The following is a 24,541-nucleotide window of genomic DNA, read 5'->3' as shown; positions in this document are numbered from 1 at the left end:
TCAAGCACCAAGCCCCGATTTTTGCAACCACTTTTCCCTTATGAATCCGTGGCCTGCCGACCTTTGCTACGGGTTCGATTCAGGAAACGGCCGCAAGTCGCCCCTAATTTCCATCCGCTTAACCCATTCGTCTCCTGTGACGCCCCTGGCCCGTATCCGCACGGCCCTGCCGGCGCCCTCGACCGACAGGTCTACCTGCAGATCGGCCATCGGCAGGCTGCCGGCACCACGCTCGGGCCATTCGACCAGCCACAGGGCCGCGTCCGCGTCGTCCAGGCCGAGGAATTCCAGCTCGCCAGCGCCGCCGATCCGGTACAGGTCCAGGTGCAGGGCCTCGCCGCCCGGGACCGGGTAACGCTCGACCAGGGTGTAGGTGGGGCTGCGGATCGGCCCCTCGACGCCGAGCGCACGCAGCCAGGCACGCGCCAGCGTCGACTTGCCGGCGCCAAGGTCGCCGTGCAGGTACACGACCGCCCGCGCCGGCTGCGTGGCGGCCAGCGCGCGCCCGAGGATGTCGGTGGCTTCGACGTCGGGCAGGAAGCTTTCGATCATTGTCTCGCTCATGGATTGGCCAGCCGCTGCAGCGGCGTGAACAGGTCCGAGGGCAGCAGGCCGCGCTCGCCGCCTGCGCGCGCGGCGACGTCGCCGGCGGCTCCGTGCAGCAGCGCGCCGCAACGGGCCGCGTCGAATGCGTCCAGCCCCTGCGCACGCAGCGCCGCGATGATGCCGGTCAGCACGTCACCCATTCCGCCAACGGCCATGCCCGGGTTGCCTGCGTCGATGATGCCGGGCAAGCATCCCGGCGCCGTGACCACGGTGCCCGCGCCCTTGAGCACGACCACGCAGCCAAAGCGCTCGCACAGCGCCAGCGCGGCGGCGCGGCGATCGGCCTGCACTTCGCGCGTCGCGATGGACAGCAGCCGCGCCGCTTCGCCCGGGTGTGGCGTGAGCACCGTATCGGCTTGCAGTTTCCGCGGATTGGCGGCGAGCAGGTTCAGCGCGTCGGCGTCGATGACCAGGGGTTTTCCGCTGTCGATCATTGCGGAAAACAGCTCGTTTCCCCATGCGTCCTGGCCCAGCCCGGGGCCGATCGCGATGACGTTGGCTGCCTCGGCCAGCTTGTCCAGGTCCGCTGCCGCATCGATGGCATGCGCCATGGCCTCGGGTCGCCGCGACAGCAGCGCCGCCACGTGCATGGCGCGCGTGGCGACGTCGACCAGCCCCGCGCCACTGCGCAGCGCGGCTTCGGCGCACAACAGCACCGCCCCACCCTTGCCGTGGTCGCCGCCGACGCACAGCACGCGCCCGGATTCGCCCTTGTGCGAGTTGCGGCTGCGCGGCTGCAGGAAGCGTCCGAGGTCCCTGGCGTCGAACATTTCAGCAACGGCTGCATCCGCCGGCAGGACGTCGTCGCCCACGTCCAGCGCTGCGAGTTCGCGCGCACCGACATGTTCGAGCGCGGCACCCGTCGCCAGGCCCGCGTGCGCGCCGAGGAACTGCAGCGTGCGCGTCGCATGCACGGCCGTGCCCGGCGCGTTGCCCGTATCGGCATCGACGCCGCTGGGGACATCGAGTGCGAGCACCGGCGCGGCGGCATTGTTGATCGCGGCCACCAGCGTCGCGGCTTCGGCATCCGGCGCGCGCGTCAGCCCGATGCCGAACAATGCGTCGACGACCAGGTCGGCATCACCGATCGAGCCGCCAAACTCCTCCACGCGTCCGCCCGCGTCGCGATACGCGCGCTCGGCGCGGATGGCGATTTCGCCACGCGGCGCGTGTCCGGGCAGGCGCAGCACGCGCACCTGGCGACCGGCCTCGCACGCATGCCGTGCCAGCACGTAGCCGTCGCCACCGTTGTTGCCGGGCCCGCAGGCGACCGCGATCCGCTGTGCTTGCGGCCAGTGCGCCAGCGCGCAGTGCCAGGCGGCCAGGCCGGCGCGCTGCATCAGGACGAAGTCGTCCCCCAGCCGCGACGCGGCCCGCGCTTCGGCCTGCCGCAGCGCCGCGTTGTCGTAAAGGGGAAAAGGGCCGCTCATCGCTGCGATTCTAGAGCGTGTCCTGTGCTTTAGGAGTGCCTCTCCGCGCGCGCGGGCCGCTGCGAGGCAAGGCGCGGGCCGCAGGCAAGGCCGGTCGCCTTGGCAAGGCCCGCAACGCTGCATCGCAGCGGCCCGTCCGCGCGGAGAGTTGCTGCGAGGTGCAGGACACGCTCTAGACTTGTGCTGCCGTGCCCCAGCCCACCGCCAGTTCCCTCGCACCCGACTACTCCGCGCTCGCGCGGCGGATCCGTTCGCTTGCGCGTGAGGCGGGTTTCCAGCGCTGCGGCATCGCCGGCATCGAGCTGGGCGAGGACGAGCAGCACCTGCGCGACTGGCTCGCCAACGGCCTGTATGGCTCGATGGAATGGATGGCCCGGCACGGCGACAAGCGCTCGCGACCGGCGGAGCTGATCCCCGGCACGCTGCGGGTGATCTCGGTGGGACTGGATTACGGCCGCAACGACGACGACAGCGCCTGGGACACGATCGCCGACGGCGAGCGCGCCTACGTCGCGCGCTACGCGCTGGGCCGCGATTACCACAAGCTGATGCGCAACCGTCTGCAGAAGCTGGCCGAGCGGGTCGCGGAAGAAGTCGGGCCGTTCGGCCACCGCGTGTTCGTCGACTCCGCGCCGGTGCTCGAACGCGCACTGGCACGCAACGCAGGCCTGGGCTGGATCGGCAAGCACACCTGCCTGATCGACAGGGACGGCGGCTCATGGTTCTTCCTCGGCGAGATCTATGTCGACCTGCCGCTGCCGGTCGATCCGCCTGCGACCGCACACTGCGGCACCTGCGCGCGCTGCATCGACGTGTGCCCGACCGGCGCGATCACCGCACCGCACCGGCTCGATGCGCGACGCTGCATTTCCTACCTCACGATCGAGCACGAAGGCAGCATCGACGAAGATCTGCGCCCGCTGATCGGCAACCGCATCTTCGGCTGCGACGACTGCCAGCTGGTCTGCCCGTGGAACAAGTTCGCGAAGACCACGGACGAACCCGACTTCCGCGCGCGCAACAACCTGGACAAGGCCACGCTGGCGGAACTGTTCGCCTGGACCGAAGACGAATTCCTGCAGCGCACCGAAGGCTCGGCGATCCGCCGCAGCGGCCACGCGCGCTGGCTGCGCAACATCGCCGTCGCCCTGGGCAACGCGCCGACGACGCCGGAGGTGCTGGCCGCCCTGCGTTCGCGCCGCGACGAGCCGGATCCGGTGGTGCGCGAACACGTGCGGTGGGCGCTGGCGCGGCACGGCACGTCGTAGTCTTCCGACGCGGCTCGCGGCGTGCCCGGACGCGGCAGCCACCTCCCGTTCACGTGCCATGCCCAACCCTGCAACATCACGCATCCCAACAAGGAGTCGATGCCGATGACCACCCCTGACTGCATCCGCCGCAGCATCCTTGCAAGCACTGTCGCCCTCGCCATCGCCGCCTGCTCGCCGGCGACAGAGTCCGCCGCAACGCCCGCCGGCACGCAGCCCGCGGACGCCGGTGACCCCACCGCCACGTCCACGCAGCCCGCCACGACCGCCACGACCGCCACGACCGCCACCGTCGACGACGCGGCAGTTTCCGCCTTCCTGGCATCGGTCTACGGCCCGTCCGCCAGCCTGTCGGGCGAGTGGAACAACGTTCCGGCCGACGCCTCGTTCAGCGTCGAGGGCGAAAGCGACGGGCAGGTCACGCGCAGCGTCTGCGAGCAGGAGGAGGCCACCATTTCCGGGCAGCCCGCGGTAATGCTGGCCGTGTGCGGGACAGTCCAGGGCGCGGGCCATCCCGCCGCCGGCACCAACGACTTCTTCCTGTTGCAGCCAGGCGATGGTGCGCTCGCCGCGACCGCCAGCGCGCACATGGACGAGTTCGGCAGCCGCGGCGAACCGGGCGACGTGGACAGCAAGCGCTTCGGCGCGGACCTGTACGGCTTCGTGGTCGAGTCCGGCTTCTACAACATGGGCCAGGGCGTGCAGACCGCCCACCTGGTGCTGCCGAAGGGCGACGGTTTCGTCGACGCCGGCTGGTTCCGCGAAGGCCTGGACAACGAAGACTGGATGAAGGGCTGCCTCGAACGCGGCGAATGCAGCGCGGACGAGGCCTACGACATCGACTTCGAACTCGACATCGACGACAGCGACCCGGGCGCCGCCGCCTACCCACTGCGCGTCACCGAAAGCGGCACCGCCTGCGGGAAGCCCGCCGACGCCACGCACGACCTGGCGCTGGATGTGGCGACGATGACCTATGCCGTGCCCGCGGCGCTGCAGCGCGACGGCTGTGCGGACGTCGCCGCCGAGTGACTCCCTGCCTGCCGGCGCGCGCACGGCGCGCCGGTCCCGGCTCAGGCTGCCTGGGCGGGGATCGAGTCGTTGGTGTGGGTCAGCACGTTCTGGCGGTCGACATAGACCAGGGTCGGCTTGAACTTTTCCGCCTCGGCCTCGTCGCAGGCGCCATAGGCGCAGATGATCACCAGGTCGCCCGGCTGCGCGCGGTGCGCGGCGGCGCCGTTCACCGAGATGATGCCGCTGCCTTCCTCGGCGCGGATCGCGTAGGTCGCGAAGCGCTCGCCGTTGTTGATGTTGTAGATCTCGATGCGCTCGTACTCGCGGATGCCGGAGATGTCGAGCAGCCGGCCGTCGATCGCGCAGGAGCCTTCGTAATGCAGCTCGGCGTGGGTGATCGTGGCGCGGTGGATCTTGGCTTTGAGCAGGGTCAGTTGCATCTCGGGCTCCGCTGCGGGCGCGGACAGGCATGGTCAGGAGCGCAGTCTAGCAGTCGATGGCGCACCGCAACAAAACGGCGGCGCAATGCCCGCACGTGGCCGCAACCGCCCCGGGGAGCCCCCGACCGGCCACGCGGCGAGGGCCGGCGGGCGAGACCCGCCCTACCGGGTGAATTCGAGGTTGTCGATCAGTCGCGTGCTGCCCAGCCGCGCGGCGACCAGGGCCACGCGTTCGCCGGGACCGTCTTCGGGCTCGTCCAGGTGGCGATCACGCACGACCGCATAGTCGACCACGAAGCCCGCCGCCTCCAGCGCCTCGCGCGCCTGCGCTTCGACGGCCGCACGCATACCCCCGGCTTGCGTGGCGTTGCGCATCGCCAGCAGCGTGCGGTGGATCATCGGCGCGACCGCGCGCTGTTCGACGGACAGATACTGGTTGCGTGAACTCAGCGCCAGGCCATCGGGCTCGCGCACGATCGGCGCCGGCAGCAGCTCGACCGGGAACGCCAGGTCGCGCACCAGGTAGCGGATCACCGCCAGCTGCTGGTAGTCCTTGAGGCCGAAGGCGGCCACGTCCGGCTGCACCTGGTTGAACAGCCGCGACACCACGGTGACGACGCCGTCGAAATGCCCGGGGCGATGCGCGCCGTCGAGCACGTCGGTGATGCCGGGTACGCGCATGCGCACGGCGTTGTCGGCGCCGAAGGGATACATCTGTTCTACCGGCGGCAGCCACACCAGGTCGCAACCGGCGGCCTCGAGCCCCGTGGCATCGGCCTCCGGCGTGCGCGGGTAGCGGGCGAAGTCTTCGTTCGGCCCGAACTGGGTGGGATTGACGAACACGCTGGCGACGACCTTGTCGGCATGTTCACGCGCGAGCTCCACCAGCGAGAAATGGCCGGCGTGCAGGTTGCCCATGGTGGGCACGAGGCCAACGCGCAGGCCGTCCTGTTTCCAAGCGGCGATGCGCGCACGCAAGGCAGGAAGTTCAGTCACGGTTTCGATCATGGCTTCATGCCTTGTCTTGCAGGAGCGCACTGGGCGCAGCCGGGTTTTCGCAGGTAGGGCATCGCGCCCAGTGCGCTCCTACTGATAGGAATGCGCTTCGTCGGGGAAACTGCCATCGCGCACCGCGGCGACATAGGCCTGCACTGCCCCGGCCACCGAACCGCCTTCGGCAAGGAAATCCTTGACGAATTTCGGCCGTCGGTGGCCACTGTGCAGGCCAAGCACATCATGCAGCACCAGCACCTGTCCGTCGCAGTGCGGGCCGGCGCCGATGCCGATGGTGGGGATCGCGCTTTCGGCGGTGATCACCTGCGCCAGCGACGATGGCACGCATTCAAGCACCAGCAGCGCCGCACCCGCGTCGGCGACCGCCTTCGCATCAGCGCGCAGCTTTTCGGCGGCCTCGTCCTGGCGCCCCTGCACCTTGTAGCCGCCCAGGCGCAGCACCGACTGCGGGGTCAGGCCGAGGTGCGCGCAGACCGGGATCTCGCGCTCGACCAGGAAGCGGATGACGTCCAGCTTGTGGCCCGCGCCTTCGAGCTTGACCATGCGCGCGCCGGCCTGCAGCAGGCGCGTGGCCGCGTCGAGCGCGCGTTCGGGCGTCGCGTCGGCCTGGAACGGCATGTCCGCGACCAGCAGTGCCCGCGACACGCCGCGCGCGACGCAGGCGGTGTGGTAGGCGATGTCGTCGACGGTTACCGGCAGGGTCGAGTCGTGGCCCTGCACCACCATGCCCAGCGAGTCGCCGACCAGCAGCAGGTCGACGCCGTTGTCGTCGAACACGCGCGCGAAGCCGGCGTCGTACGCGGTCAGCATCGCCAGCCTGTGGCCGCTGCGCCTGGCCTCGGCCAGCGCCGGGACGGTCAGGGGCTTGCGGTCGTCGGGGGTGTACATGACGGGGTTCCCGGAGCGTGGTGGCAGGCCCTCAGGGTAGCGCTTCGATCCCGTCGGCGACCACGGCCGCGAGCGCTGAACGCACCGTTCCATGGCCGGGAATCGTCGCCCCGGGCGCGATCGCGGCCAGCGGCACCAGTGCGAACGCGCGTTCGTGCAGGTGCGGGTGCGGCACGCGCAGGCCCGGCTCGTCGATGACCGCTTCGCCGAACAGCAGCAGGTCGAGGTCGAGGGTGCGCGGACCCCAGCGCGCATCGTCTTCCTGGCGGTCACGCCCGAACTGGCGCTCGACGTCGAGCAGCGCATCAAGCAGCGCGCGCGGATCGAGGCCGGTTTCGAGCTTCGCGACCGCGTTGATGAAGTCGGGCTGGTCCACATGCCCCCAGGCCGGCGTGCGATACAGCGGCGAGGCGCGCAGCACGCGGGTTTCCGGCAGCCCATCGAGCGCCGCCAGCGCTTCGCGCAGGGTCGCGGCGGCATCCCCGACGTTGCCGCCGAGCCCCACGAACGCAATCGTGGCCGGGTTCATTGCGTGGACGCGGCAGGCCTGCGGCGACGCCGGCGCCGGCGCGGTGCGGCGTGCTCTTCACCGCCCTCGCCCTCCACCTCGGGATGCACGGCGATCGCGTTGTCCGGGTCGCTCTGCGCATCGCGCCAGAACGCGATGTCCTCGGCATGCTCGTCCGACGCCACTTGGCGCAAGGCGAGGAAATCGAACGCTGCACGGAAGCGCGGGTGGGCCAGCGTGCGCATCACCCGCTTGCGCGGGCGCGGCCCGGACTGCGCGGACGACAACCGCGACTGCAGCAGCCAGATCTCCTGCATCGGCAGCGAGAAACGGCGCGGCAGTGCGATCGTGGACAGCTGGTGCACGGTGACGCGGTCGGCGGCGCGGCGCTGCGCTTCCACCGCGTGCACGCCCTGCGCCTGCAGCGCGATCAGCGCGCGGCAATACGCGGGCCACAGCAGCAGCGCGAACAGGAACGCTGGCGAAACCGGCTCGTCCGCGCGCACCCGCGCATCGGTGCCACGCAGGCCCTCGATGACCACGCGCCGCAGTGCGCCGCTGCGATTGGATTTCAGCGCCGACGCCGACTCCGGGAACAGCACCGCCAGCAGGCCGAACCGCTCCAGCCCGAGGAAGCTTTCCTCCGCGTAGCCGGACAGGAACAGCTTCAGGCACTCCTCGAACAGCCGTGCCGGCGCCGCGTCGGCCAGCAGCGGCGCCAGTGCCGGCACCGGCGCCGCGGTGGCCTCGTCGATGCTGAAGCCGAGCTTGGCCGCGAAACGCACCACGCGCAGCATGCGTACCGGGTCCTCGTGGTAGCGGGTTTCCGGGTCGCCGATCAGCCTGAGCACCTTGTTCTGCACGTCCTCGAAGCCGCCGACGTAGTCGTGCACCGAAAAGTCGTCGATCGTGTAGTACAGCGCGTTGGCGGTGAAGTCGCGCCGCACCGCGTCGTCCTCGATCGTGCCGTAGACGTTGTCGCGCAGCAGGCGGCCGTCGTCGTGGACCTGGCGGTCGCCGCTGCCGTCGTCGCTGTTGGCGCGGAAGGTGGCGACCTCGATGATCTCGCGGCCGAACACCACGTGCGCCAGGCGGAAGCGGCGCCCGATCAGGCGGCAGTTGCGGAACAGGTGCTTGACCTCCTCCGGCGTGGCGCTGGTGGCGACGTCGAAGTCCTTGGGATGGCCGCCGACCATCAGGTCGCGCACCGCGCCGCCGACCAGGAACGCCTGGTGGCCACCCTCGCGCAGGCGGTAGAGCACGCGCAGCGCGTTGGGACTGATGTCCTTGCGCGAGATCGGATGCTGGTCGCGCGGGACGACCCGCAGGGTCACGGGGGCGGAACGGGGGGATTCGGTGTGGGTCTGGGTCGGCATCGGCAGCCAATGGATGTGTGGGGCTGCCGCTTTGCGGCATCCGTATCGCTGCTATACTAGCAAGCCGCGCGGCCCCGACTGGTGCCGAGCGGGCCGGTCGTCCAGCCGGCGTCGCCCAGGCGACACCCCGCTCCCTTCGTCTAGAGGCCCAGGACGTGGCCCTCTCAAGGCTAAAACACGGGTTCGAATCCCGTAGGGAGCGCCATACAACCGTCGGTTCCGAAGCCGGTCCGCGTGACACCGCGGCAGTGTGACCGGAAGCGACTCCCGCCGACACGATCGCCCTTCCCCCGCTCGCGGGGGAAGGGAACGGGATGGGGGAAGCCCGCGCATCGCTGCGCGGGCTTCTTTTTTTGCCGGGCCGTGCCGCGCGCCAACAAAGCCCCCGTAGGAGCGGCGGAGGCCACGAGCTCTTCGGGGGTTCAACCTGCCACAGGCAAAAAGCTCATGGCTTCCGCCGCTCCTGCAAGAGCATTCGGCCTCGCCGCTCGCGCGCAAACCGTTAAAATGGCCGCGCCCATCGAACCAGAGTTCCCTCCATGCCCTTCGTCGTCACCGAGAACTGCATCAAGTGCAAGTACACCGACTGCGTCGAGGTGTGCCCGGTCGACTGCTTCCACGAGGGGCCGAACTTCCTGGTGATCGACCCGGACGAATGCATCGACTGCACGCTGTGCGAGCCGGAGTGTCCGATCAACGCGATCTACCCCGAGGACGACGTGCCGGCCGGGCAGGAGCCGTTCGTGGCGCTGAACGCGGAGCTTTCGAAGGACTGGCCGGTGATCACCGCGCGCAAGGACGCCCCGCCCGATGCGAAAGAGTGGGAAGGCAAGCCGGACAAGCTGCCGTTGCTGGAGCGCTGAGCACGACTCGGACGCGGGTCGCCCGGCAATCACAAACACCAGGTACTTTGTGGGAGCGGCTTCAGCCGCGAGCTTCTGCCTTGGCCCCTCCCCTGCGGCTGCAGGGGAGAGGGGGTGCCCACGGTTCGAACTGATCCGAAAGACACCCCTCCCCAACCCTCCCCTGCCTTCGCAGGGGGAGGGAGCTAAAGCTCGCGGCTGAAACCGCTCCTGCCAAGAGGCTGTCCAGAGATCAGTTGCCCGGCAACTCCACCGGCTGCCGATACAGTTCAACCTCCACGGGCACCCGCCGCGCCAGCACCTGCAGCAGCGCCGCGGCCGCCGGGCTGGCGGTCGCCTGGCCCTCCGGCCCCAGCGCGTCGACGCGGGTGCGCAGACCCTGCCCCGGCGCCTCGATCACAAGCGCACGGGTACGGATGAGGAAACGCTCGCCGCGGTAGCCCACCGCGTACAGGCCGAGCATCTGCGCCCGGCCCTCATAGCGGACGCCGTCCATGGAAACCAGGACCTTGCCGATCGTGTTCCAGGTGTCGAGCATGCTTTCCGAAACCGTGAACGCGCCGCCGTCGGCGGGCATCGGCATCGGGGTTTCCGTATCGCGCGTGCCGCCGCCGTGGCAGGCAGCCAACATCAACGCCGCGAGGCAGGCACCATGGCCAAGCGCCGCGAACCTGGGCCCGCGGCTGCGCCGACGGCAGCCCGTCACGACTGGCGCAGGCTCAGCCGGCGCCCAGCGCCGCCTTCAGCGTGGCAATCAGCTTGGCGGGCGCTTCGCCGGACGCGGGCAGGCCGCGCGGGTCGACCGCCGAGACGTAGGCGCCAGCCTGGACCTTGGTCACCCGCAGCAGGAACTTGCTGCCTTCGTAATCCACGTCGTAGGTGCCCAGGATCTGCGCCTTGCTGGCGATGGCAACGCCGTCGGTGGCTGCCAGCACCTCGCCGATCCGGTCGAACACGGCATCGCGCTCGCCGGCCACCGTGAAGCCGGTGTTATTGGGTGCAGACGCGGCGGGGGCGCCCACCGAGGAACGGCTGACCGACTGCGTCGCGTCGCCGGCGGGCAGCTTCATCGCACCGGAGGTGTCGGGCAGGTTCAGGTCCGGCGGCACTTCCAGCGGGCGGTTCTCGGGGCTCTGCGCATACAGTTCGTCGCCCTTGCGGAACCAGCTGCAGCCGGAGGCGCCAAGAACGGCCACGGCCAGCGCGGCGGCGGCGAGGAAGCGGATCGGGTGGACGGAAGGACGCATCTGGATCTCCTGCAGGTCAGGCCGGGAGTGTATCGCGGCCGGCACGGGCTGTTGATGTAAACGGACCCGGGAACAGCCGGCCCGCGCCACTGCGTCAGCTGGCGTTGTCGGCGGGGGCGAATTCGCTTTCGATCGCGGCGACCTCTTCGGCCATGCGCTCGGCCAGCCCGGCGTGCGCCGCGGACAGTTCGGTCAGCGGCAGCCGCAGGCCGCGGCCGACGCCGCGGCGGGCCAGCAGCGCCTTGACCGGGATCGGATTCGGTTCGATGCCCAGGAAGTCGTAGAGGGCGTGCAGGCGCGCGTCCAGCGCCTGCGCGTCGGCTTCGTTGCCGGCGCGGGCCAGGTCGGCGAGCCTGCGGAACGCGGCCGGCACCACGTTCGAGGCCACCGAGACGATGCCATCGGCGCCGGCGAGCATGGCGCGCACCGCGGTCGGGTCGTCGCCGCTGAGCACGGCGAAACCATCCCCGCGCAGCGGCAGCAACGCCTGCATGCGCTCGGGTTCGCTGCGCGCCTCCTTGATGCCGACGATGCGCTCGTGCGCGGCGAGCTCGGCCGTGGTCTCCGGCAGCATGTCGCAGCCGGTGCGTCCCGGCACGTTGTAGAGCACCACCGGCAGTTCGCCGTCATCGGCCACGGCGCGGAAATGAGCGACCAGCCCCGCCTGGGTCGGGCGTACGTACGGCGGCGTCACCACCAGCGCCGCGTCGGCGCCGAGCGCGGCGGCGCGGCGGGTCTGTTCGATGGTCATGGTGGTGTTCGACAGCCCGGTCCCGGCGACCACGGGCAGGTGCCCGCCCAGTTCCTCCACCGCCGCGCGCAGCAGCGCGTCGTATTCGGTGTTGAACAGGGCCGCGGCCTCGCCGGTGGAGCCGGCGACGACGACGGCCTGGGTGCCGGCCTGGCGCTGCGCCTGCAGCAGGCCGCGCCATGCGTCGAAATCGAGTTCGCCGGTGGCCGTGAACGGCGTCGCCAGCGCGGTGATGCTTCCTGAAAGTCGCAAACTGGGGTCCGCCGGGCCTGAATTCTGGGGCCGCACTCGTCGGCGCGGGCGCTGGGCCGGCTGTCGAACGCCGGTGATCCTGCGCCGATCTTACTTGCGGCCTGAAAGCGCGGGCAAGTATGCTGGCGCCAGCATCCCGGCTCCGCCGGGCCGCCGTTGACGACCTTCTCGCCCCGGACGCCGCCTTGACCGATCCAGATCCCGCTGCACGACCCGCGCCGAACGAGAACCACCTGCTGATCAACGCCTACACGACGCATCCGCAGTCGCCGCTGCTCCCGGTCACGCGGCGGATCTCCGACAGCGGCTGCAACCTGGTCGACACGCGCCTGTCCACGGTCGGCCGCGACGTTTCGGTCACCGCGCTGGCCACCGGTTCGTGGGATTCGGTCGCCAAGCTCGAAGCGATGCTCACGCGCCTGGAACGCGAGGAAGGCCTGAAGCTGATCTGGTACCGCACCGGGCCCAAGCCGGTGCAGTCGAACCTGCTGCCGTACATCGTCGAGGTGGTGGCGTCGGACAAGCCGGGCATCCTGTTCCAGCTGGCCGACTTCTTCGACCGCCAGGGCATCACCATCGAGAGCCTGCACTGCTCGCGCTACCGCGCCATGCAGACCGGCGCGGACATGTTCTCCGCGCAGGTCACCATCGGCGTACCGGCCGACATGCACATCGCCGCGCTGCGCGACGATTTCCTCGAGTTCTGCGACCACCTGAACCTCGACGCGATCATGGACCCGATGAAGTTCTGATGCCCGACACCTACGCGATCAACCCCGGCGACAAGGTCCCGGCAAAACTTCCACTGGCGCTGTCCAGCGGCGAAACCGCGAAACTCGGCGACTACAAAGGCCAGTGGCTGGTGCTGTACTTCTACCCGAAGGACTCCACCCCCGGCTGCACCACCGAGGGCATCGACTTCAACGCGCTGCTGCCCAAGTTCCGCAAGCTCGACGCGACCGTGCTTGGCGTGTCGCGCGACTCGATCAAGTCGCACCAGAACTTCTGCGCCAAGCAGGGCTTCCGCTTCGACCTGGCCAGCGACGCCGACGAGACGCTGTGCCGCGCCTTCGACGTGATCCACGAGAAGAACATGTACGGGCGCAAGGTCATGGGCATCGAGCGCAGCACGTTCCTCATCGACCCGAAGGGCCGGATCGCGCAGGCCTGGCGCAAGGTCAGAGTGCCCGGCCACGCACAGGCCGTGCTTGACGCATTGAAGGCGGCGCAGCCGTAGGTCGGGGCTACGCCCCCGACGCACACCGGACCCACGCCGTCGGGGGCGTAGCCCCGACCTACGACGAGATCCCTCGATGACCAAAGGCAAGCGCATCCACGTGCTCGACACCAACGTGCTGATGCACGATCCGACGGCGCTGTTCAAGTTCGAAGAACACGACGTGTTCCTGCCGATGCAGGTCATCGAGGAGCTCGACAACGGCAAGAAGGGCAACTCGGAAGCCAGCCGCAACGCACGCCAGGTCAGCCGTTTCATCAACGAACTGATCGAGGCCCAGGGCACCGACAAGATCGCTTCGGGGCTGGTGCTCGAGCGCCCGAACGGGCTGCAGCTGCGCGGGGCGCAGAGCATCGGCCGGCTGCGTTTCCAGCTCGGCGCGCTGGAAACGCGCAAGCGCGGCGGCGACAAGGCCGACAACGACATCATCGACTCGATCCTCGCGCTGCAGAAGGCCGAGCCGGGCGCGCCGGTGGTGTTCGTGTCCAAGGACATCAATCTGCGGATCAAGGCCGCGATCGCCGGCATCGCCAGCGAGGACTACGAGAACGACCGCGCGCTGGACGATTTCAGCCTGCTCTACACCGGCGCCAACCCGCTGCCCGAGGACTTCTGGCAGCGCCACGGCAAGGACCTCAAGTCCTGGACCGACAAGGGCCGCACGTACTACGAGATGACCGTGGCGGAGGACGAGGACTGGTATCCGAACCAGTTCCTGTACCTGCCCGGCGACGAGCAGACCGAGCTGCGCGTGACCAAGGTCGACGACGAGCGCGCAACGCTGCAGGTGGTGGACGACTACCGCAACAGTTCGCACTCGGTCTGGGGCATCAACGCGCGCAACCGCGAGCAGAACTTCGCGCTCAACGCGCTGATGGATCCGGAGATCGACTTCGTCACCCTGCTCGGCACCGCCGGCACCGGCAAGACCCTGCTGGCGCTGGCCGCGGGCCTGGCGCAGACGATGGACCAGCAGCGGTACCGGGAAATCATCATGACCCGCGCCACGGTCAGCGTCGGCGAGGACATCGGTTTCCTGCCAGGCACGGAAGAGGAAAAAATGACGCCGTGGATGGGCGCGCTGACCGACAACCTCGAAGTGCTCACCCACAACCAGGAAGGCGGCAGCTGGGGACGGGCGGCGACCAACGACCTGCTCGCCTCGCGGATCAAGATCCGCTCGCTCAACTTCATGCGCGGGCGCACGTTCCTGAGCCGCTGGCTGATCCTCGACGAGGCGCAGAACCTGACGCCCAAGCAGATGAAGACGCTGATCACCCGCGCCGGCCCGGGCACCAAGATCGTGTGCCTGGGCAACGTCGAGCAGATCGACACGCCCTACCTCACCGAGACCACGTCCGGCCTGACGTACGCCGTGGACCGCTTCAAGAACTGGGCCCACAGCGCGCACATCACGCTGCGCCGCGGCGAGCGTTCGCGGCTGGCGGACTACGCCTCCGAGGTGTTGTAGCGCCGTGGCCGAGCGGCTCGCCGCCTGGGTGTGGGTCGGCGGCGCGGCGCTGGCATGCGTGGCCGGCATCGTCAACGTGGTCGGGTTCCTCGGCTACCAGCACCAGGCCATCACGCACCTGACCGGCAACACTTCGCTGCTGGGGGCGGCTCTGGTCGTCGGCGACCGGCAGGCCACGCTGCACCTGGCGGTGATGCTGGGAGCATTCGTCGCGGGCGCCGCGCTGGGCGGGCTCATCGTGCAGGACAGCACCCTGCGCCTGGGGCGGCGCTACGGCGTGGCGCTGTCGCTGGAATCGCTGATGCTGCTCGCGGCGATCCCGCTGTTCCGGCAGCAGCACCTGGCCGGCCCGCTGCTCGCGGCCATGGCCTGCGGCCTGCAGAACGCGATGGCGACGACGTACAGCGGCGCCATCGTGCGCACCACGCACCTGAGTGGCATGTTCACCGACCTGGGCATCATGCTCGGGCACGCACTGCGCGGCATGCCGGTGGCACGGCGGCGGCTGGCGCTGTGCACCCTGATCATCGGTTTCTTCTTCGCCGGCGGCCTGCTCGGCGCGTGGCTGTTCGCGCGCGTGGGCTACCAGGCGCTGTACGTCCCGGCGGTGCTGACCGGCGCCACGGGGCTGGCGTACTTCCTGTACCGGCAGCTCCGGGGCACCACGACTTAGCGCGGGTCGCCCCGCGATCGTTTGGGCGACAATGCCCGCCATGGACCACGCCAACACTCCGCCCTGCGCCCTGACCATCGCCGGCTCCGACTCCGGCGGCGGCGCCGGCATCCAGGCCGACCTCAAGACTTTCGCCGCGCACGGCGTACACGGGTTGAGCGCGATCGCGGCGCTGACCGCGCAGCACACGCGCGGCGTCACCGCGGTACACGTGCCGCCGGTGGCGTTCCTGCGCGCGCAGATCGACGCGTGTTTCGAGGACTTCGACATCGGCGCGGTAAAGCTGGGAATGCTGGCGTCGGCAGAGGTGATCCATTCGGTGGCCGATGCGCTGGAGGCGCACCGGCCACCGCACGTGGTGGTCGACCCGGTGATGGTGGCGACCTCCGGCGCGCGGCTGCTCGAAGCCGATGCGCTCGACGCCCTGCGCACACGCCTGCTGCCGTTGGCAACCGTGCTCACGCCCAACACGCCCGAGGCCGAGCTGCTGCTCGGACACGCGATCGCCGACGGCGCGGCTGCCGACGAAGCCATTCTCGCGCTGCGCGCGCTGGGCGCCGGCGCGGTGCTGCTCAAGGGCGGCCACCTGCACGAAGGCGACACGGTCACCGACCGCTACGCCGACGACGCCACCACAACGCGCTGGCGGCAGCCGCGGATGGACGTGGACGGCCACGGCACCGGCTGCACGCTGGCGTCGGCGATCGCGGCGAGCCTCTGCCTCGGCCGCACGCCCGTGGACGCCTGCGCGGCGGCCATCGGCTACGTGCACGACGCACTTGCGCGCGGCTACGCACCCGGACGCGGGGACGTGCTGGTCCTCGATCATTTCGGTGCACGACGCCCGTGATGGATACGACGGAGACGGGTGGAGTCCGGGCACACGAACTCCCGCTCGCCGCGACCGACGGGCATCGCTACACCCTGCTCGCCCGCACCCCGGAGAGCGCCGACCGCAGCCTGCTCTGGCTGCCCGCGCTGGGCGTTGCGGCCAGGCACTACCTGCCCTTCGCCCATGCGCTTGCCGCGCGGGGCGTGGCGGTCTTCGTGCATGAGTGGCGCGGCAGCGGGTCCAGTTCGCTGCGCGCCGACCGGCGGCACGACTGGGGATATCGGGAACTGCTCACCACCGACCTGCCTGCGAGCGACCAGGCGATCAACGACCTGTTGCCCGGCCTGCCGCGCGTCATCGGCGGCCACAGCCTCGGCGGGCAACTGGCCTGCTGCCGCCTCGCCCTCGATCAGGATGCGGCAAGCTCGCTGTGGCTGGTCGCCAGCGGTGCGCCGTACTGGCGCGCGTTCCCGCCGCGCACGCGCTGGTGGCTGCCGCTGGCCTATCGCTTCCTGCCGTGGCTGGCCGACGCCTGCGGCGCCCTGCCCGGCCGTCGCATCGGCTTCGGCGGCAACGAGGCGCGCGGGTTGATCCGCGACTGGTCGCGCACAGCACTGAGCGGACGCTATGCCGCCGCCGGCATGGAAGCCAGCCTGGACAAGGACATGGCCGCGGTCGAAGTCCCGGTCCGCGCGGCGGTCATGGCTGACGACTGGTTGGCACCGGAATCCTCGCTGCGTTTCCTGCTGTCGAAGCTGCCGCACTCGCCGGTGCACGCGAAGACATTCGATCGGCAGGCGCTGGGAGCGAAGGCTGACCACTTCGCCTGGATGCGTGAACCCGGCGTGGCAGTACGTTTCCTCGCATCCTGACCGTATGGAGCGGCTGGTTGAACCTGCTTCGTAAAGGACTGGAAGCGAGAGCCGGCAGCGGATTAAAAAACGAAACTGGCCGCAGTGTTTCCCGTCAAAACTTGTACGGTGGAAACTCTTCGATCAGCGGTCGGAGGCAGGACCGGAGACCGCCGCGTGCTTCGCCGATCGCAGCCCGCAGGGGGTGGCCTGGACTCGAGGATTGCCACTCGATGTCATTGCCATCTCCGTCGGACGCCTGGAGAACAACCCTCCCCACGTCATAGGCATAGTTTTGCCTTGGCGAGTCATAGTTGTATCCAACGGGAATGGAAAGGGCCTTCAACGCCTTCATGACACCTTCCAGCTGGGGGCACGCCTGCACCGTGAGCTCGATCGAGCACACCTTCTCAAAATCGCCCGCAACGATAGTGAAGTTCGGCGCTTTCGCAACCGGCTTGGGCAATCCGGGTGCAGGAAGCCTGGCTCCCGACTCCATCGTCATCACGAAACTGTGCGGCCCCGGCGGCATCATTGCCGAAACAAATGCGGCCCTGATGCTTGCCGCCGGGAGAGGCTCGCCCAGGAGCTGACTCGCGACATCACTCATTGATGCCGCTCTGCACGCGGGTTTCGGCAGATCCGACCCAACCGCAACAGCTCCGCCCAACAGCATTGCCATGCCAAGCACGTTCGTGACTCCCAAGTCGCTCCGGACCCGGCCATTGTGCCGCATGAACTACACGCGCCTCGTCCCGCCGATGTCCTGGACCGCCCCTAACCCGCAACCGCCAGACTCGGATCCACTGATATTCCCGCCTGCTCGATACCGACCCGACCGTAGCCGTCGGGATTCATCGACTGCCAGCGCCAGGCGTCGCGGCACATCGCGTCTACGCCCAGCTCCGCACGCCAGCCCAGGAGCTCATGCGCGAGCGAAGGATCGGCGTAAACCTCGGCGACGTCGCCGGCGCGCCGGGCCACGACCTCGTACGGGATCTCGCGCCCGGAGGCCTTGGCGAACGCGCGCACCAGCTCCAGCACGCTGACCCCGCGGCCTGTGCCCAGGTTCACCGTCAGGCCGCGGCCCTCGCGTACCAGGTAATCGATCGCGTCGGCATGCGCCCGCGCCAGGTCCATGACGTGGATGTAGTCGCGCACGCCGGTACCGTCGACGGTCGGCCAGTCGCCGCCGAAGATCCGCAGCCGCTCGCGCCGCCCCACCGCCACCTGGCTGACGTAGGGCATCAGGTTGTTCGGTTCCCCACCCGGGTCTTCGCCGATCAGGCCGGATGGATGCGCACCGACGGGATTGAAGTAGCGCAGGTTGGCCGCGTGGAACGAGGGGTCGGACGCGCACAGGTCGCCGATCAGCTGCTCCATCACCAGCTTGGTGCGGCCGTAGGGGTTGGTGATGCGCAGGGCGGCGTCTTCGCGCACCGGCACGCTGTCCGGATCGCCGTAGACCGTCGCAGACGAACTGAACACCAGCCGTTCCACCCCGGCCGCCTGCATCGCCTGCAGCAGGTGGATGGTGCCGGAGATGTTGTTGTCGAAGTAGTCCAGTGGGCGTTCGCACGACTCGCCCACGGCCTTGAGCGCGGCGAAATGCACGACCGCGTCGAAGCGCTGCCCCTCGAACAACGCATCAACCTCGGCCCGCACGCGCAGGTCGGTCAGCTGGAAGCATATCGGGGCACCGGTGAGCCGGCGCAGTCGCTCCAGCGCACGCGGCGAACTGTTGACGAAGTTGTCGGCGACCAGCAGGTCATGGCCGCGCGCAGCCAACACCGCGCAGGTGTGGCTTCCGATGTAACCGGCGCCGCCGCACACCAGGATCCGCATCTTTCGTCGCCCCAGCCGTGATCTCCAACTCCCGACAACGCGATAAGCGCGCGGATCCGGCAAGCCGGTGCGAAAACGTCGACGGCATGGCCTCTTGCGACTGCCGGCTGCGTTTGTCCAGCCGTCCACCTCCCCGCAATCGCGCGGGCGGCCGGTCCGATAGACTATCCAACCTCGCCCCCAGGGCCTTGCACATGACTCAATCGACATGACCGCGGAGCTCCCCGCACAAGACGACATCCGCATCGCCGTGATCGGGCTGGGCTACGTGGGGCTGCCGCTGGCGGCCGCCTTCGGACGCCGCTACCGCACGGTCGGTTTCGACATCGACGCGCAGCGCATCGCCCAATTGCGCGAGCACGATGACCGCACGCTGGAACTGTCCGCCGATGAACTGAAGGCCGCCGACAAGCTCGAGTTCGGGAGCGACCCGCAGGTGCTGGCCGGCTGCAACGTGTTCATCGTCACCGTGCCCACGCCGATCGACGACTACAAGCGCCCGGACCTGCGCCCGCTCGAATCGGCCAGCCGCACCGTCGGCCGCGCGATCGGCCGCGGCGGCGTGGCGATCTATGAATCGACCGTCTATCCCGGGGCCACCGAGGAAGTCTGCGTGCCGATCATCGAGGCCGAATCGGGCCTGGCGTTCAACGAGGACTTCTTCGCCGGCTACAGCCCCGAGCGGATCAACCCCGGCGACCGCGAGCACCGTCTGGAAACCATCCTCAAGGTCACGTCCGGGTCGACGCCGGAGGTAGCCGACTTCATCGACGCGCTGTACGCCAGCATCATCACCGCCGGCACCCACAAGGCCTCCAGCATCCGCGTGGCCGAAGCGGCCAAGGTCATCGAGAACACCCAGCGCGACCTCAACATCGCCCTGATCAACGAACTGTCGCTAATCTTCCACCGCCTCGGCATCGACACCCACGAAGTGCTGGAAGCGGCCGGAACCAAGTGGAACTTCCTGCCGTTCCGGCCCGGCCTGGTCGGTGGCCACTGCATCGGCGTGGACCCGTACTACCTGACCCACAAGGCGCAGCAGATCGGCTACCACCCGGACGTGATCCTGGCCGGGCGCCGGATCAACGACTCCATGGGCGGCCACGTCGCCGAGCGCGTGGTCAAGCTGATGCAGCAGCGCGGGTTCCAGACGGCTGGCGCCAAGGTGCTGGTGCTGGGGCTGGCGTTCAAGGAGAACTGCCCGGACCTGCGCAACACCCGCGTGGTGGACATCATCCGAGAGCTGAAAAGCTACAACACCGACATCGACGTGCACGACCCCTGGGTGGCGCCCGCGCACGCGCAGGCCGAATACGGGCTGGCGCTGGTCGACAAACCCGAGCCGGGCCGCTACGACGCGGTGGTGTTGGCGGTGGCGCACGATCGCTTCGTCGAACTCGGCGCCGACGGCGTGCGCGCGCTCGCCAAGCCCGGTGCGGTGCTGTTCGACGTCAAGCGTGCGCTGCCGCGGGCGAGCGTCGACGGCTGTTTGTGATGCGAATGCCGGGACCGCCGGCCGGGATTGAAAGCGCCCCCGCATCCATGTGGGAGCGGCTTCAGCCGAGAGCTTTCCAAGGCTGGAACGGGCCCGACGACAGCCTCGATTTGCATGACCCGCACATAGTTCCAGAAGTTCGTGGCTGAAGCCGCTCCCACAAGGCAACGACGGTGCCGGTGCCGGCGACCCGTTACCATCCAACCCTCGCTCGACGACCAAGACTCCCACCATGCGCATCCTCGTCACCGGCGCCGCCGGCTTCATCGGTTCGAAACTCAGCGAGCGCCTCCTGGCGCGCGGCGACGAGGTCCTGGGCTACGACAACGTCAACGACTACTACGACCCGCGGCTGAAGGAGGCCCGGCTGGCGCGCCTGGCGCCACTGCAGGGCTTCTCCTTCCGGCGCGAATCGCTGGAGGACCGAACGGCACTTGATGCCGCCTTCGCCGACTTCAAGCCGCAGCGCGTGGTCAACCTCGCCGCCCAGGCCGGCGTGCGCTACTCGCTGGAGAACCCGCACGCCTACATCGACGCCAACATCGTCGGCTTCATGAACATCCTCGAAGCCTGCCGCCACACCGGCGTCGAGCACCTGGTCTACGCCTCGTCGAGCTCGGTCTACGGCAACAACCGCAAGCTGCCGTTCGCGGTCGAGGACAGCGTCGACCACCCGGTGAGCATGTACGCCGCCACCAAGAAGGCCAACGAACTGATGGCGCACACCTACAGCCACCTGTTCGACCTGCCGACCACCGGCCTGCGCTTCTTCACCGTCTACGGGCCCTGGGGCCGGCCGGACATGGCCCTGTTCCTGTTCACGCGCAAGATCCTGGCCGGCGAACCGATCGACGTGTTCAACCACGGCCGCCACACCCGCGACTTCACCTACGTCGACGACATCGTCGAGGGCGTGATCCGCACCCTCGACCGCGTGCCCGGCCCGGATCCGGACTACGACCCGCTGGCGCCGTCCCCTGCAACATCAAGCGCGCCATACCGCGTCTACAACATCGGCAACAACCGCCCGGTGGAACTGCTGCGTTACATCGAGGTGCTCGAGGACTGCCTGGGGCGCAAGGCCGAGAGGAACCTGCTGCCGCTGCAGCCCGGCGATGTGCCGGACACCTACGCCGACGTGGAGGCGCTGCAGCGCGACACCGGCTATTCGCCGTCGACGCCGATCGAGACGGGGGTGGCGCGGTTCGTGGAGTGGTACCGGGGCTTCTACCAGAGCTGAATGCTTTGGCACGTCCGCGCGCCTGCCTTGGAGCCCCTCCCCGACGAAGGGGACGTCCTGACCGTGCGCGACGGCCCATCCCGTTGTGGCGGGTGACTGCAGGGGATCCCGGCGCACGACCATGAGCCGATGACGGGAGCAATCCTGGTCATGATTCGCGCCGAGCGATCCGGTGGTGGCCATCTCTGCTCACGCGTGCCCGGCATCTCGCGAGCCGTATTTTCCCGGCCGCGGCCAGGAGTCGCACATGGCCGGGTTTCGCTGGATCGAACGTTATCCCATGGCAGACACGAGGGAAAACGCACATGCGAATCCACCACATCCTGCTGACCACGATCCTTTCGCTCTTTCTCGCCAGCTGCGCGAGTACCGGCACGCCAACCGCGCCCCCGGCGGACGCGGCAACCACGATCGACAGCTACCAGATCGGCGTCGACGACATCGTGCAGGTGTCGGTGTGGCGCAATCCCGAACTGGGCATCACCGTGCCGGTGCGCCCGGACGGCAAGATCACCGTTCCCCTGGTCGGTGACGTCGATGCCGGCGGGCGCGCCCCGGCCGAAGTAGCCGCGGACATCCAGGCCCGGCTGGCCGCCTACGTGCGCGATCCGCAGGTCGCGGTGATCCTCACCGACCTGCGCAGCCACGAGTACCTGTCGCGGATCCGCGTCACCGGCGCGGTGAAGCAGCCGGTCTCGATTCCCTACCGCCAAGGCATGACCGTACTCGACGCCGTCCTGGCGGCTGGAGGCGTCACCGAGTTCGCGGCGGCGGACCGCACCGACCTGTACCGCCGCAACGACAACGGCACCACGCAGCAATACCCGGTGCGCCTGGACCGCATCCTTGGCAACGGCGACTTGACGACCAACTTCCCCGTGGCCCCCGGTGACGTGATCACCGTGCCGGAACGAATCCTGTGACATTCAACGCCCTTGAGCCGACGACGCCCGACGCGTCGCCGCTGACAACCCAGCTTCCCCTGCTGCGCGAGGAACTGAGGCGCCGGCCGGTGATGCTTGCCGCGATCTTCGCCGGCATCGCGCTGCTCACGCTGGCAATCGGCGTCCTGCTGCCTCGCAAGTACACCTCGTCGACCACCATCCTGGTGCAGGAAAGCAACATCATCGCGCCGCTCATGGAGGGTCGGGCGGTGCCGACCGGCGTCAGCGATCGCGCGGGCATCACCCGCGAAGTCGCCTTCAGCAAGAAAGTGATGGGGGAAATCCTCAAGATCGGGGGCTGGATGGAAGACAAACCCACTCCGGTCGAGCAGGACAAGCTGATCGAGAAAATCGTGGCGAACACCGAGATCACGAATCCGCGCCCCAACCTGATCCAGATCGATTACACGGACCCCTCGCCGGAGCGTGCATTCGAGGTCACCCGCGGCTTCGCGGACCTGGTGATCGAGGAAAGCCTCGCGACGAAGGAGCGCGAGAGCCGGCAGGCCTACGAGTTCATCGACCAGCAGGTCCGCCAGTACCACAGCAAGCTCACCGATGCGGAGGCCAGGCTGGAGCAGTACCGCAGCGCCAATCCCGACGCCCGCGTCGGCGTCGAAGCCGATGTCAATGCGCGGATCGGCGAACTGCGTCGGCAGATCGAGACGGCCAAGCTGGAACTGATCGACCAGCGCTCCGAAGAAGGCGCCCTGCAGTCGCAGCTGTCCGGCGAGTCCGAGATCAGCGCCGTCAAGACCCGCGCCAGCGAGTTCCGTGCGCGCCTGATGGAACTGCAAGCCGAACGCGACCGCCTGCTTCTCTCGTTCACCGAGCAGCACCCGGATGTCGTGCGCGTGCAGCACCAGATCCGCGACCTAGAAGAAGAACTGAAGCAGGAGACGCAACGCCAGCTCACGCGTACCGCCGGCCAGGACGGCTCGATCAACTCGGCCAGCGAGTTCAATCCGCTGTACATGGAGCTGCGCAGCAAGCTGGCAACGTCACAGCGCCGCACCGCGGCGACCGCCTCGCGCATCAGCATGGCCCAGGACATGCTCTCCGACGAGCTCGCGCGCAGCGTGCGGATCGCCTCGTCGGAAAGCGCACTGGCCGAACTGACCCGCGACTACGAGGTCAACCGCGACCTTTATCAGGACCTGCTCAAGCGCCGCGAGAACGCGCGCGTATCGATGAACCTCGACGCCGAGCGCCGCGGCCTGAGCTTCCGCATCCAGGAGCCCGCGGCACTGCCACTGCGTCCTGCCGGCCTGCGCCTGATGTACGTGGCTATCGCCGGCCTGATGCTGGCGCTGGCAGTGCCGGTGCTGCTGCTGGTGGGCATGATCAAGCTGGATCCGCGGGTACGTGCGCCGCGTCAGGTCGAAGCGCTTGCCGGCCTGCCCGTGCTGGGCGTGATCCCGCGGTTCCCGACGCGCACCTCGCGTGTGCGCAACCTGCGCAGGCTGAGCATGGCCGCCACGTTGTTCCTCAGCGTTCCGATCGCGTACGGCGCCGTCTGGGCCCTCAAATGGCTGCATCTCCAATGACCGATTCGACCGCTCACATCCAGCTCCATGACGAACTCGGCGAGCGTCGCCGCGCTGCCGGTCGCTCGATCGCGCCGGTCACCGAAGCCGCAACGCTGACCGGCCTCCAGTTGCAGGATCGCGCGACGATCTACCGGACCGACCGCATGCGGCCGGAAGTCGATGCCTTCCGCGAATTGCGGACCCAGCTGCTGGCCGTGGCCAGCGGCAACTTCGTCACCCTCGTGGCATCGGTCAGCGCCGGCAGCGGCGGAAGCTTCGTGGCCCGCAACCTGGCCGCGGCATTCGCTTTCGACGCGAGCAAGAGCGCGTTGCTGGTCGACTGCGACCTGCGCCATCCCTCCCAGCACAGGACGATGCGCATCGATCCGGTCAACGGCGGCCTGATCGATTACCTGGACGACGAAGAAACCGATGTTTCCGAGGTGATCTATCCGACCGGCGTGGCCGGCCTGTCGCTGCTGCCCACTGGCGCCTCGCGCGAAACCGGTGCGGAGTACTTTTCGTCGCTGCGCATGCGCCTGCTCCTGGACTCGCTGCGCGGCCACCACCCCGCCCGCTACATGGTGCTGGATGCGCCGCCCGTCCGCGGCACGCCCGACGCCCGCATCCTGGCCGACCTTGCAGACGTGGTGGTGCTGGTCGCCGGCTATGCATGCGACACGCCTGCGGCGATCGCCCAGGCGGCATCGAATTTCGATCCCGCGAAGTTCGCCGGGGTGGTCTTCAACGAAGGCGTGTGAGGT

General features: G+C 69.0%; 26 protein-coding genes and 1 tRNA gene. 15 read left to right on the top strand and 12 right to left on the bottom strand.

Annotated elements, in window-relative coordinates; all coding sequences use genetic code 11:
* Nucleotides 1–66: 66 nt before the first annotated feature.
* Together tsaE and ACFONC_RS04005 are read right to left on the bottom strand one after the other, a co-directional pair.
* The gene (tsaE, locus tag ACFONC_RS04010; RefSeq protein ID WP_386742438.1) at nucleotides 67–564 is read right to left on the bottom strand and encodes a tRNA (adenosine(37)-N6)-threonylcarbamoyltransferase complex ATPase subunit type 1 TsaE; all 498 of its coding nucleotides are present in this window, start codon (nucleotides 562–564) and stop codon (nucleotides 67–69) included.
* Complete coding sequence (locus ACFONC_RS04005) at nucleotides 561–2,036, bottom strand: NAD(P)H-hydrate dehydratase (protein WP_386742437.1); 1,476 nt, start codon at nucleotides 2,034–2,036, stop codon at nucleotides 561–563. Before ACFONC_RS04005 ends, tsaE begins: the two co-directional genes overlap by 4 nt.
* A 188-nt stretch (nucleotides 2,037–2,224) precedes the next feature.
* Between ACFONC_RS04005 and queG the strand changes: the two genes are divergently transcribed.
* Nucleotides 2,225–3,304 (top strand): tRNA epoxyqueuosine(34) reductase QueG, encoded by a 1,080-nt coding sequence (gene queG / locus ACFONC_RS04000; protein WP_386742436.1) that lies wholly within the window; start codon nucleotides 2,225–2,227, stop codon nucleotides 3,302–3,304.
* A 105-nt stretch (nucleotides 3,305–3,409) separates the two neighbouring features.
* Entirely contained in the window at nucleotides 3,410–4,336 is a 927-nt protein-coding gene (locus ACFONC_RS03995) for a hypothetical protein (RefSeq protein WP_386742435.1), read from the top strand.
* A gap of 41 nt (nucleotides 4,337–4,377) precedes the next feature.
* Here the strand turns inward: ACFONC_RS03995 and panD are convergent, their stop codons facing one another.
* The 5 genes from panD to pcnB all read right to left on the bottom strand — a co-directional run bounded on the left by panD (nucleotide 4,378) and on the right by pcnB (nucleotide 8,544).
* Entirely contained in the window at nucleotides 4,378–4,758 is a 381-nt protein-coding gene (gene panD, locus ACFONC_RS03990; protein WP_386742434.1) for an aspartate 1-decarboxylase, read from the bottom strand.
* 162 nt (nucleotides 4,759–4,920) lie between these two features.
* Nucleotides 4,921–5,766, bottom strand: a complete 846-nt coding sequence (panC, locus tag ACFONC_RS03985; protein WP_386742433.1) for a pantoate--beta-alanine ligase — start codon at nucleotides 5,764–5,766, stop codon at nucleotides 4,921–4,923.
* Between the two features lie 78 nt (nucleotides 5,767–5,844).
* The gene (gene panB / locus ACFONC_RS03980) at nucleotides 5,845–6,660 is read right to left on the bottom strand and encodes a 3-methyl-2-oxobutanoate hydroxymethyltransferase (protein WP_386742432.1); all 816 of its coding nucleotides are present in this window, start codon (nucleotides 6,658–6,660) and stop codon (nucleotides 5,845–5,847) included.
* 31 nt (nucleotides 6,661–6,691) lie between these two features.
* Nucleotides 6,692–7,189, bottom strand: coding sequence for a 2-amino-4-hydroxy-6-hydroxymethyldihydropteridine diphosphokinase (folK, locus tag ACFONC_RS03975; protein WP_386742431.1), 498 nt, complete (start codon nucleotides 7,187–7,189; stop codon nucleotides 6,692–6,694).
* The gene (pcnB, locus tag ACFONC_RS03970) at nucleotides 7,186–8,544 is read right to left on the bottom strand and encodes a polynucleotide adenylyltransferase PcnB (protein ID WP_386742430.1); all 1,359 of its coding nucleotides are present in this window, start codon (nucleotides 8,542–8,544) and stop codon (nucleotides 7,186–7,188) included. Before pcnB ends, folK begins: the two co-directional genes overlap by 4 nt.
* Before the next feature lie 129 nt (nucleotides 8,545–8,673).
* On the opposite strand from pcnB, the gene ACFONC_RS03965 reads away from it, so the two are divergent.
* Nucleotides 8,674–8,749 (top strand) — tRNA-Glu (locus ACFONC_RS03965).
* A 334-nt stretch (nucleotides 8,750–9,083) separates the two neighbouring features.
* On the top strand, nucleotides 9,084–9,407 hold the full coding sequence (gene fdxA, locus ACFONC_RS03960; RefSeq protein ID WP_386742429.1) for a ferredoxin FdxA: 324 nt from the start codon (nucleotides 9,084–9,086) through the stop codon (nucleotides 9,405–9,407).
* A gap of 232 nt (nucleotides 9,408–9,639) precedes the next feature.
* On the opposite strand, the gene ACFONC_RS03955 is transcribed toward fdxA, so the two are convergent.
* The 3 genes from ACFONC_RS03955 to dapA form a co-directional block, all read right to left on the bottom strand.
* Complete coding sequence (locus ACFONC_RS03955) at nucleotides 9,640–9,990, bottom strand: hypothetical protein (protein WP_386742428.1); 351 nt, start codon at nucleotides 9,988–9,990, stop codon at nucleotides 9,640–9,642.
* A gap of 136 nt (nucleotides 9,991–10,126) precedes the next feature.
* A complete protein-coding gene (locus ACFONC_RS03950) occupies nucleotides 10,127–10,654 on the bottom strand; it encodes a hypothetical protein (RefSeq protein WP_386742427.1) in 528 nt (175 codons plus the stop codon).
* A 94-nt stretch (nucleotides 10,655–10,748) separates the two neighbouring features.
* The gene (dapA, locus tag ACFONC_RS03945) at nucleotides 10,749–11,657 is read right to left on the bottom strand and encodes a 4-hydroxy-tetrahydrodipicolinate synthase (protein ID WP_386742426.1); all 909 of its coding nucleotides are present in this window, start codon (nucleotides 11,655–11,657) and stop codon (nucleotides 10,749–10,751) included.
* Nucleotides 11,658–11,776: 119 nt separating this feature from the next.
* Between dapA and ACFONC_RS03940 the strand changes: the two genes are divergently transcribed.
* From ACFONC_RS03940 to ACFONC_RS03915, 6 genes are all read left to right on the top strand, one after another.
* Entirely contained in the window at nucleotides 11,777–12,409 is a 633-nt protein-coding gene (locus ACFONC_RS03940; RefSeq protein ID WP_386742425.1) for a glycine cleavage system protein R, read from the top strand.
* Nucleotides 12,409–12,894, top strand: a complete 486-nt coding sequence (locus ACFONC_RS03935; RefSeq protein ID WP_386742424.1) for a peroxiredoxin — start codon at nucleotides 12,409–12,411, stop codon at nucleotides 12,892–12,894. Before ACFONC_RS03940 ends, ACFONC_RS03935 begins: the two co-directional genes overlap by 1 nt.
* Before the next feature lie 76 nt (nucleotides 12,895–12,970).
* Nucleotides 12,971–14,365 carry a PhoH family protein gene (locus ACFONC_RS03930; protein ID WP_386742423.1) on the top strand — a complete coding sequence of 465 codons (1,395 nt, stop codon included), beginning with the start codon at nucleotides 12,971–12,973 and terminating at the stop codon, nucleotides 14,363–14,365.
* 4 nt (nucleotides 14,366–14,369) lie between these two features.
* A complete protein-coding gene (locus tag ACFONC_RS03925) occupies nucleotides 14,370–15,038 on the top strand; it encodes a YoaK family protein (protein ID WP_386742422.1) in 669 nt (222 codons plus the stop codon).
* Between the two features lie 40 nt (nucleotides 15,039–15,078).
* Nucleotides 15,079–15,888, top strand: coding sequence for a bifunctional hydroxymethylpyrimidine kinase/phosphomethylpyrimidine kinase (gene thiD, locus ACFONC_RS03920; protein WP_386742421.1), 810 nt, complete (start codon nucleotides 15,079–15,081; stop codon nucleotides 15,886–15,888).
* Nucleotides 15,888–16,742, top strand: coding sequence for an alpha/beta hydrolase family protein (locus ACFONC_RS03915; RefSeq protein ID WP_386742420.1), 855 nt, complete (start codon nucleotides 15,888–15,890; stop codon nucleotides 16,740–16,742). Before thiD ends, ACFONC_RS03915 begins: the two co-directional genes overlap by 1 nt.
* A 94-nt stretch (nucleotides 16,743–16,836) precedes the next feature.
* Here ACFONC_RS03915 and ACFONC_RS03910 read toward each other — a convergent pair whose 3' ends face one another.
* Complete coding sequence (locus tag ACFONC_RS03910; protein ID WP_386742419.1) at nucleotides 16,837–17,331, bottom strand: hypothetical protein; 495 nt, start codon at nucleotides 17,329–17,331, stop codon at nucleotides 16,837–16,839.
* A gap of 167 nt (nucleotides 17,332–17,498) precedes the next feature.
* Nucleotides 17,499–18,566, bottom strand: a complete 1,068-nt coding sequence (galE, locus tag ACFONC_RS03905; RefSeq protein ID WP_386742418.1) for a UDP-glucose 4-epimerase GalE — start codon at nucleotides 18,564–18,566, stop codon at nucleotides 17,499–17,501.
* A 208-nt stretch (nucleotides 18,567–18,774) separates the two neighbouring features.
* On the opposite strand from galE, the gene ACFONC_RS03900 reads away from it, so the two are divergent.
* The 5 genes from ACFONC_RS03900 to ACFONC_RS03880 all read left to right on the top strand — a co-directional run bounded on the left by ACFONC_RS03900 (nucleotide 18,775) and on the right by ACFONC_RS03880 (nucleotide 24,538).
* Nucleotides 18,775–20,064 (top strand): nucleotide sugar dehydrogenase, encoded by a 1,290-nt coding sequence (locus ACFONC_RS03900; RefSeq protein WP_386742417.1) that lies wholly within the window; start codon nucleotides 18,775–18,777, stop codon nucleotides 20,062–20,064.
* 232 nt (nucleotides 20,065–20,296) lie between these two features.
* Complete coding sequence (locus ACFONC_RS03895; protein WP_386742416.1) at nucleotides 20,297–21,304, top strand: NAD-dependent epimerase; 1,008 nt, start codon at nucleotides 20,297–20,299, stop codon at nucleotides 21,302–21,304.
* Nucleotides 21,305–21,609: 305 nt separating this feature from the next.
* Nucleotides 21,610–22,227 carry an XrtA/PEP-CTERM system exopolysaccharide export protein gene (locus tag ACFONC_RS03890; RefSeq protein ID WP_386742415.1) on the top strand — a complete coding sequence of 206 codons (618 nt, stop codon included), beginning with the start codon at nucleotides 21,610–21,612 and terminating at the stop codon, nucleotides 22,225–22,227.
* Nucleotides 22,224–23,795 (top strand): XrtA system polysaccharide chain length determinant, encoded by a 1,572-nt coding sequence (locus ACFONC_RS03885; protein WP_386742414.1) that lies wholly within the window; start codon nucleotides 22,224–22,226, stop codon nucleotides 23,793–23,795. The genes ACFONC_RS03890 and ACFONC_RS03885 overlap by 4 nt, the downstream gene beginning before the upstream one ends.
* Nucleotides 23,792–24,538 (top strand): polysaccharide biosynthesis protein, encoded by a 747-nt coding sequence (locus tag ACFONC_RS03880; protein ID WP_386742413.1) that lies wholly within the window; start codon nucleotides 23,792–23,794, stop codon nucleotides 24,536–24,538. The genes ACFONC_RS03885 and ACFONC_RS03880 overlap by 4 nt, the downstream gene beginning before the upstream one ends.
* Nucleotides 24,539–24,541: the final 3 nt, after the last annotated feature.

The sequence above is a fragment of the Luteimonas soli genome, assembly GCF_042648865.1.
GTDB classification, from domain to species: domain Bacteria; phylum Pseudomonadota; class Gammaproteobacteria; order Xanthomonadales; family Xanthomonadaceae; genus Luteimonas; species Luteimonas soli.
This window is presented reverse-complemented; position numbering and strand designations above follow the sequence as displayed.

What these genes read in the sequence shown, in the direction of transcription:
- tsaE (WP_386742438.1), bottom strand. Translation starts at nt 564, where the DNA reads ATGAGCGAGACAATGATCGAAAGCTTCCTGCCCGACGTCGAAGCCACC.
- ACFONC_RS04005 (WP_386742437.1), bottom strand. Translation starts at nt 2,036, where the DNA reads ATGAGCGGCCCTTTTCCCCTTTACGACAACGCGGCGCTGCGGCAGGCC.
- ACFONC_RS03995 (WP_386742435.1), top strand. Translation starts at nt 3,410, where the DNA reads ATGACCACCCCTGACTGCATCCGCCGCAGCATCCTTGCAAGCACTGTC.
- panD (WP_386742434.1), bottom strand. Translation starts at nt 4,758, where the DNA reads ATGCAACTGACCCTGCTCAAAGCCAAGATCCACCGCGCCACGATCACC.
- panC (WP_386742433.1), bottom strand. Translation starts at nt 5,766, where the DNA reads ATGATCGAAACCGTGACTGAACTTCCTGCCTTGCGTGCGCGCATCGCC.
- panB (WP_386742432.1), bottom strand. Translation starts at nt 6,660, where the DNA reads ATGTACACCCCCGACGACCGCAAGCCCCTGACCGTCCCGGCGCTGGCC.
- folK (WP_386742431.1), bottom strand. Translation starts at nt 7,189, where the DNA reads ATGAACCCGGCCACGATTGCGTTCGTGGGGCTCGGCGGCAACGTCGGG.
- pcnB (WP_386742430.1), bottom strand. Translation starts at nt 8,544, where the DNA reads ATGCCGACCCAGACCCACACCGAATCCCCCCGTTCCGCCCCCGTGACC.
- fdxA (WP_386742429.1), top strand. Translation starts at nt 9,084, where the DNA reads ATGCCCTTCGTCGTCACCGAGAACTGCATCAAGTGCAAGTACACCGAC.
- ACFONC_RS03955 (WP_386742428.1), bottom strand. Translation starts at nt 9,990, where the DNA reads ATGCCGATGCCCGCCGACGGCGGCGCGTTCACGGTTTCGGAAAGCATG.
- ACFONC_RS03950 (WP_386742427.1), bottom strand. Translation starts at nt 10,654, where the DNA reads ATGCGTCCTTCCGTCCACCCGATCCGCTTCCTCGCCGCCGCCGCGCTG.
- ACFONC_RS03940 (WP_386742425.1), top strand. Translation starts at nt 11,777, where the DNA reads ATGCTGGCGCCAGCATCCCGGCTCCGCCGGGCCGCCGTTGACGACCTT.
- ACFONC_RS03935 (WP_386742424.1), top strand. Translation starts at nt 12,409, where the DNA reads ATGCCCGACACCTACGCGATCAACCCCGGCGACAAGGTCCCGGCAAAA.
- ACFONC_RS03930 (WP_386742423.1), top strand. Translation starts at nt 12,971, where the DNA reads ATGACCAAAGGCAAGCGCATCCACGTGCTCGACACCAACGTGCTGATG.
- thiD (WP_386742421.1), top strand. Translation starts at nt 15,079, where the DNA reads ATGGACCACGCCAACACTCCGCCCTGCGCCCTGACCATCGCCGGCTCC.
- ACFONC_RS03915 (WP_386742420.1), top strand. Translation starts at nt 15,888, where the DNA reads ATGGATACGACGGAGACGGGTGGAGTCCGGGCACACGAACTCCCGCTC.
- ACFONC_RS03910 (WP_386742419.1), bottom strand. Translation starts at nt 17,331, where the DNA reads ATGAGTGATGTCGCGAGTCAGCTCCTGGGCGAGCCTCTCCCGGCGGCA.
- galE (WP_386742418.1), bottom strand. Translation starts at nt 18,566, where the DNA reads ATGCGGATCCTGGTGTGCGGCGGCGCCGGTTACATCGGAAGCCACACC.
- ACFONC_RS03900 (WP_386742417.1), top strand. Translation starts at nt 18,775, where the DNA reads ATGACCGCGGAGCTCCCCGCACAAGACGACATCCGCATCGCCGTGATC.
- ACFONC_RS03895 (WP_386742416.1), top strand. Translation starts at nt 20,297, where the DNA reads ATGCGCATCCTCGTCACCGGCGCCGCCGGCTTCATCGGTTCGAAACTC.
- ACFONC_RS03890 (WP_386742415.1), top strand. Translation starts at nt 21,610, where the DNA reads ATGCGAATCCACCACATCCTGCTGACCACGATCCTTTCGCTCTTTCTC.
- ACFONC_RS03880 (WP_386742413.1), top strand. Translation starts at nt 23,792, where the DNA reads ATGACCGATTCGACCGCTCACATCCAGCTCCATGACGAACTCGGCGAG.